This window comes from Pseudomonas sp. SMN5 (genome assembly GCF_052041925.1).
GTDB lineage: Bacteria > Pseudomonadota > Gammaproteobacteria > Pseudomonadales > Pseudomonadaceae > Aquipseudomonas.
This window is the reverse complement of record NZ_JBKGGX010000037.1, coordinates 1-12,592: the sequence shown is the minus strand read 5'-3', so window position 1 is coordinate 12,592 and position 12,592 is coordinate 1. Positions and strand designations below refer to the sequence as shown.

Sequence of the window (12,592 nt, the reverse complement as noted above, 5' to 3'; positions counted from 1 at the left end):
CCTGCTCCCAATTAGTCGACGAACAAGGTGGCGGGTTGTTCGAGCAAGCCGCGCAGGGCCTGGATGAATTGCGCCGCGTCCATGCCATCGACCACCCGGTGATCGAAGGAGCTGGAGAGGTTCATCATCTTGCGCACGACGATCTGGCCTTTGATCACCACCGGCCGCTCGACGATCTTGTTGACGCCGACGATTGCCACTTCCGGCAGGTTCAGCACCGGCGTGCTGACGATGCCGCCCAGCGCGCCGAGGCTGGTCAGAGTGATGGTCGAGCCGGACAGTTCATCGCGGCTGGCCTTGCCATTACGGGCAGCGGTTGCCAAACGAGAGATTTCTGTCGCGCTGTCCCACAGGCTACGGGCCTCGGCGTGACGCATCACCGGCACCATCAGGCCGACGTCGCTCTGGGTGGCGACGCCCACATGCACCGCTCCCGAGCGGTGGATGACCTGGGCTTCGTCGTCATAGCGGGCGTTCATCTGCGGGAAGTCGCGCAGGGCCACCACCAGCGCCCGCACCAGGAACGGCAACAGGGTCAGCTTGCCGCGAGAGGCGCCATGTTTTTCATTCAGATGGACCCGCAATTCTTCCAATGCAGTGACGTCGATTTCCTCGACGTAGCTGAAATGCGCCGCGCGCTGAGTCGCTTCCTGCATGCGCTGGGCGATCTTGCGGCGCATGCCGATCACCGGGATCTGCTCTTCGTCGTGGCGTTCGGCGTAGCTTGAGCCGCCCTTGGCCTGGGGCGACGAGCCCTGGGCCAGATAAGCTTCCAGGTCTTCGTGCAACACCCGTCCGGCCGGGCCGGTGCCCTGGACCAGACGCAACTGAATGCCGAGGTCCAAGGCATGCTTGCGTACGGCCGGGGAGGCCAGCGGACGCTCGTCGGGTGCGCGGGCTACCGGCGCCTGTGGGGCTGGGGCTGGACGCGGCGCGGCGGTTTTTTCCACGACCGGTTCAGGCGCGGCCACCGGCGCCGGTTTTGCAGGCTGGGCAGGTGCAGTCGGCTGTGCCGACTCCTTCAGGTTGCCCGCGCCTTCGACTTCGATGCGGATCAGTTCGCTGCCCACCGCCATGACTTCGCCCGGCTCGCCACCCAGGGCGATGACTCGACCGTGGACTGGCGAGGGAATATCCACCATCGCCTTGTCCGTCATGACATCGGCCAGCACCTGGTCCTCGACGACCATGTCGCCGACCTTGACGTGCCACACCGACAGCTCGACTTCCGCGATGCCTTCGCCGATGTCCGGCATCTTGATAACGTGCGTGCCCATTCAGACCTCCATGACCCGTTTCAACGCCGCGCCCACACGGGACGGCCCTGGGAAATACGCCCACTCCTGCGCATGCGGGTAGGGAGTGTCCCAACCAGTGACGCGCTCGATAGGCGCTTCCAGGTGGTGGAAGCAGTGTTCTTGCACCAGCGACACCAGCTCGGCGCCGAAACCGCAGGTGCGGGTGGCTTCGTGGACGATCACGCAGCGGCCGGTCTTTTTCACTGACTTGACGATGGTGTCCAGGTCCAGCGGCCACAGGCTGCGCAGGTCGATGACTTCGGCATCGACGCCGCTTTCCTCGGCCGCGACCTGGGACACATACACAGTGGTGCCGTAGGTGAGGATGGTCACGTCCTTACCGGGACGGGTGATGGCGGCCACGTCCAGCGGCACCGTGTAGTAGCCGTCCGGAACCTGGGCCGACGGGTGCTTGGACCACGGCGTTACCGGGCGGTCGTGGTGGCCGTCGAACGGGCCGTTATACAGGCGCTTGGGTTCGAGGAAGATCACCGGGTCATCGTTCTCGATGGAGGCGATCAGCAGGCCCTTGGCGTCGTAGGGGTTCGATGGCATCACCGTGCGCAGGCCGCAGACCTGGGTGAACATCGCCTCGATACTCTGGCTGTGGGTCTGGCCGCCATAGATCCCGCCGCCGCAGGGCATGCGCAGGGTCATCGGTGCGGTGAACTCGCCGGCCGAGCGATAGCGCAGGCGCGCCGCTTCGGAGATGATCTGGTCCGAGGCCGGGTAGACGTAGTCAGCGAACTGGATCTCGGCCACCGGACGCAAGCCATAGGCGCCCATGCCCACCGCAACGCCGACGATGCCGCTTTCGGAAATCGGTGCGTCGAACACCCGTGAGGTGCCGTATTTGTTCTGCAGGCCTTCGGTGCAGCGGAACACGCCGCCGAAGTAACCCACGTCCTGGCCGAACACCACGACGTTGTCGTCGCGTTCGAGCATCACGTCCATCGCCGAGCGCAGGGCCTGGATCATGGTCATGGTGGTAGTGGTCATGGCGGTGTCCAGCGCAATATTGTTGTTGTGATCGTTCATGTCAGATCCCCAACTGCTGACGCTGGCGCTTCAAGTGCTCCGGCATCTCTTTGTAGACGTCTTCGAACATGGTCGCGGCGCTTGGAATCTGCCCGCCGGCGAGGGTGCCGTACTGCTCGGCTTCCTTCTGCGCGGCGATCACCTCGGCTTCGAGCTCGGCGGTGACGGCGGCATGTTCTTCCTCCGACCACTGGCCGATACGGATCATGTGCTGCTTGAGGCGGGCAATCGGATCGCCCAGCGGGAAGTGGCTCCAGTCATCGGCGGGGCGGTACTTGGACGGATCGTCGGAGGTCGAGTGCGGGCCGGCGCGGTAGGTGACCCATTCGATCAGCGCCGGGCCGAAGTTGCGCCGGGCGCGCTCGGCGGCCCAGCGCGAAGCCGCGTAGACCGCCATGAAGTCGTTGCCATCGACCCGCAGCGAAGCGATGCCGCAGCCGACGCCGCGTCCGGCGAAGGTGGTGGCTTCACCGCCGGCAATGGCCTGGAAGGTGGAGATCGCCCACTGGTTGTTGACCACGTTGAGAATCACCGGCGCCCGGTAGACGTGGGCGAAGGTCAGGGCGGTGTGGAAGTCCGATTCGGCGGTGGCGCCGTCGCCGATCCAGGCCGAGGCGATCTTGGTATCGCCCTTGATCGCCGAAGCCATGCCCCAGCCCACGCCCTGGATGAATTGCGTGGCCAGGTTGCCGGAAATGGTGAAGAAACCGGCGTCTTTGACCGAGTACATGATCGGCAACTGCCGGCCCTTGAGCGGATCGCGCTCGTTGGACAGCAACTGGCAGATCAGGTCGACCAGCGGGACGTCGCGGGCCATCAGGATGCTTTGCTGGCGGTAGGTGGGAAAGCACATGTCGTCGATGTTCAACGCCAGGGCCTGGGCGCTGCCGATGGCTTCCTCGCCGAGGCTCTGCATGTAGAACGACATCTTCTTCTGCCGCTGGGCGACCACCATGCGGTTGTCGTAGATCCGTGTCTTGAGCATGGCGCGCATGCCTTTGCGCAGGATCTCGACGGGGATGTCATCGGCCCATTCGCCCAGGGCATTGCCTTGGTCGTCGAGCACGCGGATCAGGCTGCGGGCCAGGTCGATGGTGTCGGCCGGTTCTACGTCGACGGCAGGTTTGCGCACCGTACCGGCGTCGCTCAGATGCAGGTAGGAGAAGTCGGTCTTGCAGCCGGGACGGCCGGAGGGTTCCGGGACGTGCAGGCGTAGCGGTTCATACGCTGGGTTCATGGCTTTCTACGCTCGATCTTGTGAATTTCTTGTAGTGGGCGCGCTAGCTGACAAGTCCCCTGGGTAAGTGGGAAATTGTCCTACAACAATCATAGGCTCGGCGTAGAAGAATATTTTTCTCTGTTGGCTTGCTGTTCCGGTTATTTGCAGATAAAAAATCTGCACAACGATAAAAATCAGGAATATCTGTCTCATGCGCAAATTGGATCGCACCGACATCGGCATTCTCAACAGCCTCCAGGAAAATGCCCGCATCACCAACGCCGATCTCGCCCGCTCGGTGAACCTGTCGCCAACACCGTGCTTCAACCGGGTCCGGGCCATGGAGGAACTGGGGGTAATTCGCGAGCAGGTCACTTTGCTCGATGCCGACCTGCTGGGGTTGCACGTGAACGTGTTCATTCACGTCAGCCTGGAGAAACAGGTGGAAGAGGCGTTGCAGCACTTCGAAGAAGCGATCTCCGACCGGCCGGAAGTCATGGAGTGCTACTTGATGGCGGGAGATCCGGACTACCTGATCCGGGTGTTGGTGCCGACGATCCAGTCCCTGGAGCGGTTCATGATGGATTTTTTGACCAAGGTCCCCGGCGTGGCGAACATCCGTTCCAGCTTTGCCCTCAAGCAGGTGCGCTACAAGACGGCGTTGCCGTTGCCGGCGAATGGGTTGACGCTGGGCGCCTGAGGTTCACGGATAATCACATTCCCCTGTGGGAGCGAGCTTGCTCGCGATGAGGCCGGCACATTCAACATCAATGCAAGCAGCCCAATTGCCATCGCGAGCAAGCTCGCTCCCACAGGGTGTCCTGTGGTGAGTTTCTGAGCTTCTTAGAGCTGATTGATCGGAATCTTCAGGTACGTCACACCATTATCTTCAGCCGGCGGCAGATTCCCCGCCCGCACGTTCACCTGCACCGCAGGCAACAACAGCGTCGGCATGCCCAGCGTCGAATCCCGTTGGGTACGCATGGCCACGAACGTGGCTTCGTCGATGCCGTCGCGAACATGGATATTGTGCTGGCGCTGCTCACCCACGCTGCTCATGCACTGGGGCTCGCGATGCTCTGGCGGATAGTCGTGGCATACATAGAGCCGCACGCCAGCGGGGAAGGCCAGCAGCTTGCGGATCGACGCGTAGAGTTGTCGGGCGTCGCCGCCGGGGAAGTCGCAACGGGCCGTGCCGACGTCCGGCATGAACAACGTGTCGCCCACCAGAATCACCTCGCCGTCGATCAGGTAGGCCATGTCCGCCGGGGTGTGGCCGGGTACATGCAGCGCGGTGGCCTTCAGGTTACCAATGCAGAAAGATTCGTCGGCGGCGAACAGGTGATCGAACTGTGAGCCATCCACGGCGAACTGCGGCTCAAGGTTGAACAACGTCTTGAAGACCCGCTGGACCTGATCGATGGCCCGGCCGATGGCGATCTTGCCGCCCAAGGCGCGACGCAGATACGGCGCGGCGGACAAGTGATCGGCGTGGGCGTGGGTCTCCAACAGCCATTGCACGGTCAACCGGTGTTCGGCAACGAACGCGATGATGCGGTCGGCCTGGGTGGTGCTGCTGCGCCCCGAGGCCGGGTCGTAGTCGAGCACCGGGTCGACCACCGCACATTGTCCTCCATCCTGTTCGTAGACGACGTAGGTGTAGGTCTTGGAGGAGGGGTCGAGAAAGCTTTGAATCTGCGCGGGCATGCCAACGAACCTGTGCGGGAGGAACCGGTTGCACCCTGGCGGGTTACAACATATGGTCCGCAGCTTAGTGAGGGCCAAGGCGTCCTGCAAATGCGATCGCACCTGCCAACAGGTGTGCGCGGCTTGAGAGAACCTTATGTTGCTGGCGAGTCTTTTTGGTGTGGTCATGGGCCTGATCCTTGGCCTGACGGGGGCGGGCGGCGGGATTTTGGCCGTGCCGGCACTGGTGCTGGGCCTGGGCTGGAGCATGACCCAGGCCGCGCCGGTGGCATTGTTCGCGGTAGGCAGTGCGGCGGCGGTGGGCGCTATCGACGGACTGCGCCATGGCCTGGTGCGTTACCGCGCGGCGTTGCTGATCGCGCTGCTCGGCGCGGTGTTTTCGCCGCTGGGCATTTATGCGGCCCATCAGCTTTCGGAAAAGATCCTGATGATCCTGTTCAGCCTGCTGATGGTACTGGTGGCGGCGCGCATGCTGCGCCGCGAACCCAAGCAGCCGGGGCCCAGCGACCACGGTGCCGCCAGTTGGGGGCAGAAAAACTGCATGCTCGACCACAAGACCGGGCGCCTGGCCTGGACCCCGCGCTGTACCGCGACCCTGTCGGCACTGGGCGCGGTGACCGGCCTGGTTTCGGGGCTGCTGGGCGTGGGCGGCGGCTTCCTGATCGTGCCGGCCTTCAAGCAACTGACGGATGTGCAGATGCGCGGGATCGTCGCCACGTCGTTGATGGTCATCAGCCTGATTTCAGTGATCGGCGTGGTGGGCGCGTTTCATGCCGGGGTGAGCATCGACCGGGTGGGAGCAGTGTTCATCGCGGCGAGCATTGTCGGGATGGTGTTGGGCCGGCGATTATCCGCCAGAGTCCCGGCCCGTGCGTTGCAGGTGGGGTTTGCCGGGGTGTGCCTGGTGGTGGCGGTGTTCATGGTGGTGCGGGCGTAATTCCAGTCGGACGCAATCGTTGTGGCGAGGGAGCTTGCTCCCGCTCGGCTGCGAAGCAGACGCCGTGGATCAAAACCGTATGGGCCTGCTTCGCAGTCCAGCGGGAGCAAGCTCCCTCGCCACGGGAGGGCTTGTCTGGTCCGGGGACTGGGTGCTACAGCAACCGACACCGCATGGAGAACCCCAACGCCACCGACTGGCCTTGCTCCAGCAGGCGCAACCCCGGTTGCCCTGGCAGGTGGTGGGCGTTGACCGGATGGCTGACCGGTTCGATGCAGAAAAAGTCCAGGCCCACGGGGCAGTACAGCAGGAAATAATCGCTGCCGCTGGCCCGGCATTCCAGTTCGTAACCCAGGTCCGGTTGCTGGATCAGGCATTGTCCATCCCAACCGCCGAAACCATTGTCGACCAGGCTGTCCGGCAGCAATCGCAATTGCTGGAAATCCCATTGCGGCGGAACGTCCACCCGCTCGGTCGGCAACTTCGTGGCATCGCACAACCACACCTCACTGGCGCGGGTTTGCAGGCGCGTGCCGGCGGTGCGCGGGAAGTACGGATGCAAACCGAGCCCATGCCACGCCGCCTGTTCGGCGATGTGAGTGACGAGCATTGCGACTTGCAACTGGCCCCCGTTCAAGCGGATCCGCAGGCTGGCGCAGTAGGCGAAGGGGTGTCGGCTGTCGAGTTGCAACAGCACTTCCCGGGCGCTCTGCTCGGTCACCTGCCACGGCTGTTGCCAGGCGCTGCCGTGGATCGGGAATGGATCGTTGGGGCTGTTGGCTTCCAGGGCCAGCCAGCCCGACGGGCAATCGAAACCGCCCTGGGCGATCCGGTTCGACCAGGGGATCAACGGGAAACAACCGAGCTTGCCGGGCAGGCCGTTCTCCACGGCCTGCGGTGCCGGCGGGCGTAGCAGCGGCGCACCGTTGCTGCGCAGGGTCCATTCGACGAAGCTGGCGCCCAAGTGAGGGGCGAGGGTGAGACGGGTCAGTTCGTCTTCGAGGTGCAGAAGAGGTGGGGTCATGGAGCCTTGTCTGCCGGAGTCAAATAGTTAGGACGGTCTTGTGCAAATGCGTTTGTGGCGAGGGAGCTTGCTCCCGCTCGGCTGCGCAGCGGACGCCCTGGTTGAATACCGTAGGGGTCTGCTGCGCAGTCCAGCGGGAGCAAGCTCCCTCGCCACAGAAGCTAAAAAATCACAAACCATGCAAGGGGTTTGCGAATGACCAGGGTTACAACACCAAATGCGGCAACCACAGCGACAGGGCCGGCACATAGGTGACGAGCAGCAGCACCAGGAACAGCACCGCGTAGAACGGCAGCAGCGCCTTGACGGTGCTTTCGATGCTGACCTTGCCCACCGCCGAGCCGACGAACAGCACCGCGCCCACGGGCGGCGTTATCAGACCGATCCCCAGGTTGACCAGCATGATCATGCCGAACTGCACCGGATCCACGCCGATGCCCATGATCACCGGCATCAGGATCGGCGTCAGGATCAGGATCAGCGGCGCCATGTCCATCACGGTGCCCAGCAGCAGCAACATCACGTTGATGCACATCAGGATCACGTAGCGGTTGTCCGACAGGGTCAGGAACATCGTGGTGATCTTCGCCGGGATCTGCATCAGCGTCATGATGTAGCCGAAACTGGCGGCGAAGCCGATCAGGATCATCACAATGGAGATGGTGCGAACCGTGCGGTGCATCAGCTTCGGCAGTTCACGCCACTTGTAGTCGCGGTAGATGAACATGGTCACGAAGAACGACCACAGCACCGCGATGGCCGCCGATTCAGTGGCGGTGAAGATGCCCGACAGGATCCCGCCGAGGATGATCACCATCGCCATCAGGCCCCACAGGGCTTCGCCGACGATCTTCAGCGCTTCGCGCATCGGGATGACGTCGCCCTTTGGATAGTCGCGCTTCTTCGCGAAGATCAGGCACAGCACCATCAGGCACGCGCTCATCAGCAGGCCCGGGACGATACCCGCCATGAACAGCGAGGCAATCGAAACCGTGCCGCCGGCGGCCAGGGAGTAGAGCACCGAGTTATGGCTTGGCGGGGTCAGCAACGCTTGCACCGAACCGCTGACGGTCACGGCGGTGGAGAATTCCCGTGGATAGCCCTTGCGCTCCATTTCCGGAATCAGCACCGAACCCACCGAAGCGGTGTCGGCCACGGAAGAGCCGGAGATTGCGCCGAAGAAGGTCGAGGCCACGATGTTGACCAGCGATAGGCCACCGCGCACGAAACCCACCAGCACACCGGCACACGCCACCAGTCGGCGGGACATGCCGCCCTCGGCCATGATCGCGCCGGCCAGCACGAAGAACGGGATCGCCAGCAACGAGAATTTGTTCACGCCCCCCGCGACCTGGATCATCACGGCCTGGAACGGGATGTCGATCCACCACGCACCGATCAGCGCGGCGGCGCCGAGGGCGTAGGCGACCGGCATGCCGATCAGGATCAATACGATAAAACTGCCCAGCAGAATCAGAGCGTCCATTAAGCGGCACCTTCGTTTTCTTCGACCAGGTCGAACTGCACGACCCGACGCTTGCTCTGGTCACCGAGCAGGAGTTTTTCCAGGACAAAAATCAGCGTCAGCAGGCCGCCCACGGGAATCGGCAGATAAGTGACGCCCACGCGCAGATCGGGCAGGGCGCTCATGAACTGGTTCCAGGTCGACATGCACAGTTTGGCGCCCCAGATGGTCATGAAAATGCAGATCATCGCCATCAACAGCTGAGAGAAGATCGACGCGACGGCCTTCAGGTGCGGCGGCATGCGGTCGGTCAGCATCGCCACGGCCATGTGCGCGCCGGCGCGGTAGCTGGCTGCCGCGCCAATGAAGGTGAACACCATCATCAACAGAATCGCGGTGGGCTCGGGCCAGCTCGAGCCGGAACCCAGTACGTAGCGGGCGAACACGCCCCAGGGAATCATCAGGGAAATCGCCAGGACGGCAAGGCCGGCGACCCAGATGCAGGTCATGTAGATCTTATCGTTGATACGCAGCAGCAGATTCTTCATCGGGTTCCACCGTGAACCGGGCGCGCCTTGGGCATCAGGCGCGCCGGGCCTTTTCAGGAGTACAGAGCGAGGGCGTTACTGGACGGCTTCGATTTTCTTGATCAGGTCGGCATAAGGTGCGCCGTATTTGGCTCGTACTTGTGCGGTGGCGTCGTAGAACGGTTTCTTGTCGACGGTGATGAACTCGACACCGGCGGCCTTGAGTTTCTCTTCACTGGCGGCCGACTTCTTGTCCCACAGCGCGCGCTCATCGAGCTGGGCGGCCTTGGCGGCTTTCCTCACCATCTCCTGTTGGGCCGGGGTAAGTTTTTCCCAGGTGATTTTCGACATCACGATCGGTTCGGGCAGGATCAGGTGACCGGTCAGGCTGTAGAACTTGGCGTTCTGGTAGTGGTTGTGTTCGAGCATGGTCGGCGGGTTGTTTTCCGCGCCGTCGATCACGCCGGTCTGCAGGGCGCTGAAGATCTCGCCGGTGTCCATGGCGATGCCGTTGCCGCCCATGGCGTTGATGGTCTCGATGAACATCGGGTTGCCCTGCACGCGGATCTTCATGCCCTTGAGGTCTTCGAGCTTGCGCACCGGTTTCTTGGTATAGAGGTTGCGCGTGCCGCCGTCCATCCAGGCCAGGGCCACCAGGCCGAACTCAGAGTTGGTGATGCGATCGAGGATCTCATCGCCGACAGGACCATCGATCACGTTACGCATGTGCTGCGTGTCACGGAAGATGAACGGCATGTTGAACACATTCACGTCCGGCACCACCGGGCCGACGATGCCGAGGCTGACGCGGGTCATCTGGATGGCGCCGACCTGGGCCTGCTCGACGACTTCCTTTTCCGAACCCAGCACACCGCCAGGGAAATACTTGAAAGTCAGTTCGCCGTTGGTTTCCTTGGTCAGGGCCTTGCCCATGTTTTCCTCGGCGACCACGGTGGGGTAACCGGCGGGGTGGATGTCGGCGAACTTGATTTCCAGGGCGTGCGCCGCCTGGGCCAGGAAGGCCAGGGGCAGGAAGGCCAGGGGCAGGGCTGCGATCAGAAGCGTGCGTTTGAAATTCATGGTCAATCTCCAGTCTTGTTTTTTTTATGGGTCATCCAGTGAAGCGGCATTGCTGATCAGTTCGCGGAGTGCTTCGGTCCTCCAAACGCGGGTTCGGCGAGGCCCTTGACCCCGGGATTGAGGGCGAAAACGCCACCGGCCAGCGATTGCGGATCGGTGTCGTCGCCGGGGCGAATCGAGGTGACGAACAACGTGTCCAGGCCACTGTCGCCAAAGGCGCACATCGTTGGCTTCTTCACCGGCACCGCCAGCGAACGATCGAGCCTGCCTTCCGGGGTGAAGCGGTGGATGAGCCCGGCATCGTTGGCGCAGATCCAGTAGCAACCCTCGGCATCGACCGCCGCGCCATCCGGGCGCCCGGCCAGGGGCAGCATGTCGACGAACAACCGGCGATTGCTCGGGGTGCCGCTGTCGATGTCGTAATCGAAAGCCCAGATCTGTTGCACCAATGGATGGGAATCAGAGAGGTACATGGTCCGCCCGTCTGGGCTGAAGCCCAGGCCGTTGGGCACGATGAAGCCGCTCAACTGCGTTTGCACCGGGCCGCGTTGCCCGGCCTCGAAGCGGTACATCCGGCCCTCGTCGGCGTTGGCACCCATGTTCAGCACCATGCTGCCGGCCCAGAAACGTCCCTGGCGGTCGCAGCGGCCATCGTTGAGGCGCATGTCGCTGCGGCTGTGCTCGACACCGGCGCAGAGCTCGCTGTCCAGGCTACCGTCATCGTTGGGGTGCAGGCGAAAGAAACCGCTTTCCATGCCGGCGATCCAGCCACCGTCCTGGTGCCGCGCAATGCAGGCGAGCATCTCGGGTGCTTCCCAGCCCTTGAGCTGGCCGGTGCCGGCGTTCCAGCACTGCAGGCCGCCGCTGGGAATGTCCACCCAGTACAGGGCGTTTTCCTCGGGGACCCAGACCGGGCTCTCCCCGACGGCGTTACGTGCATCGACAATCAATTCGGCTTGCATGGCGATTCCTTGGTTCGTTTCGTGTCCCATGAGTGACAGGCGAATCAGTCGTCGAACGGGCCGGCGGCCACGAAGGCACCGCCCTGGTAGATCCGGGCCGGGTCATCGGCGGCCGGCATCGGTTGCGCTTCGACCTTGGCGCGGAAAATCTCGGAGGTGTCCTTGGGTTGGTAACCCAGGTGTGCGGCGTGGCTGTTGTCCCACCAGACGTCGCGGTTGGCAGAAACGCCGTAGACGATGGTGTGACCGACGTTCGGGGTATAGAGCGAGCATTCGATCAGCTGGGTCAGGTCGTCGAAGCTCAGCCAGGTGCTCATCATCCGACGGTTCTGCGGCTCGGGGAATGAAGAGCCGATGCGGATGCTTACGGTCTCGATGCCGTAGCGGTCGAAGTAGAAACTTGCCACGTCTTCGCCATAGGACTTGGACAGGCCGTAGTAGCCATCCGGACGACGCGGGGAGAGGGCATCGAGGGTTTCGTCCTGCTTGTAGAAGCCGATGACGTGGTTGGAGCTGGCGAAGATCACTCGCTTGACGCCGTGTTTGCGGGCCGCTTCATAAATATGGAACACGCCGCTGATGTTGGCCCCCAGAATCTCCTCGAACGGTCGTTCAACCGAGACGCCGCCAAAATGCAGGATCGCGTCGACGCCTTCCACCAGTTGATGCACGGCCTGTTTATCGGACAGGTCGCAAAGCACCACCTCTTCGCTTTCATCGATGGCCGGGGCCATGGTGACGATGTCCGACAGGCGAATGTGGCGGGCGAAAGGCTTGAGGCGCTCGCGCAGGACTTTGCCGAGGCCGCCGGCGGCACCGGTCAGCAGCAGGCGATTGAGGGGATGGCGGATCGGTGTCGTGGTCATGAAATTACCTGAGCAAACGGTGAGAGGTATCTGTTGTTATAGGTTGTCGTACGACCGTGGCGAAATATCCTTATCCTTACGCTACCTTGTCAACGTTTCATCGACGAAGCGCTCTGGGCCGGCGTCCTGCCGTTATGGTGTCGATGCCATGGTCAACCGCTCTTGTGGCGAGGGAGCTTGCTCCCGCTCGGCTGCGAAGCAGACGCCCTGCTTCCTGTCCCGCAACCGTATAGTCCTGCTTCGCAGTCCAGCGGGAGCAAGCTCCCTCGCCACATTGACTGCTTACAACAACGAAATCGGATAGCTGATGAAAATCCGGTTCTCATCGAATTCGTTGGTGCTGAAATCCCGGCGCATCGTCGAGTTCCGCCATTTCACATTGAGGCTTTTCAGCGCGCCGCTCTGCACGGTGTACGCCAGCTCGGTTTCACGCCCCCATTCCTTACCATCGTCGACCGTCGCGGTGTGC

General features: G+C 62.7%; 13 protein-coding genes. 2 read left to right on the top strand and 11 right to left on the bottom strand.

All coding sequences use genetic code 11. The features are described from left to right. Positions 1-11: 11 nt before the first annotated feature. The 3 genes from ACLEJR_RS25285 to ACLEJR_RS25275 are packed head-to-tail and all read right to left on the bottom strand — an operon-like array spanning position 12 to position 3,573. Positions 12-1,277, bottom strand: coding sequence for a dihydrolipoamide acetyltransferase family protein (locus tag ACLEJR_RS25285; protein ID WP_440817343.1), 1,266 nt, complete (start codon positions 1,275-1,277; stop codon positions 12-14). Further along, the gene (locus ACLEJR_RS25280) at positions 1,278-2,336 is read right to left on the bottom strand and encodes an alpha-ketoacid dehydrogenase subunit beta (RefSeq protein WP_440799123.1); all 1,059 of its coding nucleotides are present in this window, start codon (positions 2,334-2,336) and stop codon (positions 1,278-1,280) included. 1 nt (position 2,337) lies between these two features. Continuing rightward, positions 2,338-3,573: a 3-methyl-2-oxobutanoate dehydrogenase (2-methylpropanoyl-transferring) subunit alpha gene (locus tag ACLEJR_RS25275; protein ID WP_440817339.1), complete on the bottom strand. Its 1,236-nt coding sequence runs from the start codon at positions 3,571-3,573 to the stop codon at positions 2,338-2,340. A 193-nt stretch (positions 3,574-3,766) separates the two neighbouring features. Here ACLEJR_RS25275 and bkdR point away from each other — a divergent pair, with 193 nt between their 5' ends. After that, complete coding sequence (bkdR, locus tag ACLEJR_RS25270) at positions 3,767-4,255, top strand: Bkd operon transcriptional regulator BkdR (protein WP_245139237.1); 489 nt, start codon at positions 3,767-3,769, stop codon at positions 4,253-4,255. 143 nt (positions 4,256-4,398) lie between these two features. Here the strand turns inward: bkdR and ACLEJR_RS25265 are convergent, their stop codons facing one another. After that, positions 4,399-5,262: an MBL fold metallo-hydrolase gene (locus tag ACLEJR_RS25265; RefSeq protein ID WP_440817337.1), complete on the bottom strand. Its 864-nt coding sequence runs from the start codon at positions 5,260-5,262 to the stop codon at positions 4,399-4,401. Positions 5,263-5,398: 136 nt separating this feature from the next. Here ACLEJR_RS25265 and ACLEJR_RS25260 point away from each other — a divergent pair, with 136 nt between their 5' ends. Further along, positions 5,399-6,199: a sulfite exporter TauE/SafE family protein gene (locus ACLEJR_RS25260; RefSeq protein WP_440799129.1), complete on the top strand. Its 801-nt coding sequence runs from the start codon at positions 5,399-5,401 to the stop codon at positions 6,197-6,199. Between the two features lie 154 nt (positions 6,200-6,353). Here ACLEJR_RS25260 and ACLEJR_RS25255 read toward each other — a convergent pair whose 3' ends face one another. The 7 genes from ACLEJR_RS25255 to ACLEJR_RS25225 all read right to left on the bottom strand — a co-directional run. Further along, positions 6,354-7,223 carry an aldose 1-epimerase gene (locus tag ACLEJR_RS25255; protein ID WP_440817335.1) on the bottom strand — a complete coding sequence of 290 codons (870 nt, stop codon included), beginning with the start codon at positions 7,221-7,223 and terminating at the stop codon, positions 6,354-6,356. 205 nt (positions 7,224-7,428) lie between these two features. Then, on the bottom strand, positions 7,429-8,709 hold the full coding sequence (locus ACLEJR_RS25250; protein WP_440817333.1) for a TRAP transporter large permease: 1,281 nt from the start codon (positions 8,707-8,709) through the stop codon (positions 7,429-7,431). After that, a complete protein-coding gene (locus tag ACLEJR_RS25245) occupies positions 8,709-9,236 on the bottom strand; it encodes a TRAP transporter small permease (RefSeq protein ID WP_440799135.1) in 528 nt (175 codons plus the stop codon). The genes ACLEJR_RS25250 and ACLEJR_RS25245 overlap by 1 nt, the downstream gene beginning before the upstream one ends. A gap of 75 nt (positions 9,237-9,311) precedes the next feature. Beyond that, a complete protein-coding gene (locus tag ACLEJR_RS25240) occupies positions 9,312-10,295 on the bottom strand; it encodes a TRAP transporter substrate-binding protein (RefSeq protein ID WP_440817330.1) in 984 nt (327 codons plus the stop codon). 56 nt (positions 10,296-10,351) lie between these two features. Then, positions 10,352-11,257: an SMP-30/gluconolactonase/LRE family protein gene (locus tag ACLEJR_RS25235; protein ID WP_440817328.1), complete on the bottom strand. Its 906-nt coding sequence runs from the start codon at positions 11,255-11,257 to the stop codon at positions 10,352-10,354. Between the two features lie 44 nt (positions 11,258-11,301). Then, positions 11,302-12,123 carry an NAD-dependent epimerase/dehydratase family protein gene (locus ACLEJR_RS25230; protein ID WP_440799141.1) on the bottom strand — a complete coding sequence of 274 codons (822 nt, stop codon included), beginning with the start codon at positions 12,121-12,123 and terminating at the stop codon, positions 11,302-11,304. 282 nt (positions 12,124-12,405) lie between these two features. After that, on the bottom strand, positions 12,406-12,592 hold a 187-nt coding region (locus ACLEJR_RS25225), incomplete at its 5' end, for an OprD family outer membrane porin (RefSeq protein WP_440817326.1).